Consider the following 1,282-nt stretch of genomic DNA (forward strand, 5'->3'; position numbering starts at 1 on the left):
TCTTTTTTCAACTCACCCTTTGGTAATGCTCGTATAGTTGAATAAATCGTTGTATGGCTTACATTCATTGTTTGATCCAAATCAGGAAATGTCTTTAAACGCTTTGCTATTTGCTGAGGAGACCATAAACAACGGATCGCTTCAACAATAAATCTCCAGAGGATTGAGTCGATTTTGAGTTTTCTGTGACCACGTCTACGTCTAGCGAAGGTGTTATCAGAAGCATATTGAGCTTGATAAACGTCATTGATGCTATTTCTTTTAAGCTCACGATAGATCGTACTAGGATGTCTTTTAATGAGTTCAGCAAATTTTCTGGCTGAAAAGCCTTCTTTTCTTGACTCAAGCATTAATGCAGTACGATCTTCAAAGTTAAGATGATGGTATGACAATTTTATATACTCCATAAACCCTTTAAATTAATTAGGTGGTTTATGTCGCACTTCAAGTTTTACTCTGCCCTGCTTATGAATATCAGTGATATTTACAAACGATGGAGTACGAATAAAATTCATGACAAATCTCCTGCTAAATCCACAGAAGACATCACGTATTTCATTAAGCTTGATTCATACTCATGCTGAATTTTATTGCGCCACTGTAAACGAGATTTGTAATTCAAATATTGTAAAGTGGTGCTGATGTTGCGATGCCCCATGCGAGTTTGCACATACTCAACAGCGGTCATAGCAGAATGCCCATCTGGCAAATGCTGTAACTGACTTTCAAGCAAATTCATACCAAAACTGGCACGTAAGTCGTGGAATTTGAAACTTTGAAATTGTGGATCAATCAAGCGAATTTCGGGTAATAGCACGACTTTTAAATAGCAGCGTACCGCTTCACCTTCATAGAGTTTAAGTCTAGTCCCAAATGAGTCAGAAGCTTTGATCTGCTCGGTCAATTCCTGTTGCTCAGCTTTGCTGGTGTAGAAAGGTGTACCAAACTTAGTGAGAAATACATAATTTTCATCCGAGTCGCCATAGTTTGACTTCTGTCTACGCTGAAGCGCTTGCTCACTATTGATATAAACTTTCAGGTCTTGTGCTAACCAATTCGGGATTAGCAGCGTCATTGGTTTTTGAAATTTGGTATCAATGCCTGTACCCGCCCCAACTGGCAGGCGGATAAAACCCTGGCTATCAGGCTCACGACCAATTAAGTTTTTGATTCGTAAAGTACAAATTCCCATTCATGAATTTCATATTCGCTTAAAACTTTGGCAAATTGGTTAGCAAGCGGAAGATAGAACGTAAACATATAGGACTTACGCATTGACGGA

At 38.8% G+C, this 1,282-nt stretch carries 1 protein-coding gene and 1 pseudogene; both read right to left on the bottom strand.

The features are described from left to right. Window positions 1-350 (bottom strand): helix-turn-helix domain-containing protein (locus G5T77_RS15915; protein WP_252719425.1); only part of this gene is annotated, 350 nt, incomplete at its 3' end. 161 nt (window positions 351-511) lie between these two features. Beyond that, window positions 512-1,186: pseudogene (locus tag G5T77_RS15920) on the bottom strand (site-specific integrase); the annotation flags it as partial. Between the last annotated feature and the right edge of the window lie 96 nt (window positions 1,187-1,282).

Source organism: Acinetobacter sp. GFQ9D191M (assembly GCF_011174875.1).
Lineage (GTDB): Bacteria > Pseudomonadota > Gammaproteobacteria > Pseudomonadales > Moraxellaceae > Acinetobacter.